The sequence below is a fragment of the Brevibacterium sp. SIMBA_078 genome, from assembly GCF_046534565.1.
Classification (GTDB): Bacteria; Actinomycetota; Actinomycetes; order Actinomycetales; family Brevibacteriaceae; genus Brevibacterium.
Genome location: NZ_JAWRYQ010000320.1, coordinates 1 through 262, shown reverse-complemented (window position 1 = coordinate 262; position 262 = coordinate 1). Strand labels below are relative to the sequence as shown.

General features: G+C 43.9%; 1 protein-coding gene. It reads right to left on the bottom strand.

Annotation, left to right across the window (positions count from 1 at the left end):
- Positions 1 to 3 precede the first annotated feature (3 nt).
- On the bottom strand, positions 4 to 262 hold a 259-nt coding region (locus SB749_RS19880; RefSeq protein ID WP_410711823.1), incomplete at its 5' end, for a DUF4442 domain-containing protein.

Sequence of the window (262 nt, the reverse complement as noted above, 5' to 3'; positions counted from 1 at the left end):
CACTTACTTTTTCTGTGTTATATACATGGTTATGTCTGCGGTAAACACCAGTTCGTTACGCGTATTGTAAAGCCTTACCGGTACGACTAAATCTTCTTTATCAATCCATTGATGAGGCAAGTCAATCTCAGCGATAGCTGTAACATCAGTGTCTACCTTAGCCAGGTACTGTACTGTCATTCCCTTTGGGATCCAACGGTGGGTTTTATAAGGTACCGTTGCATCAACCATTACCCCCGCGCACAGCTCAGCTAAGTTACAC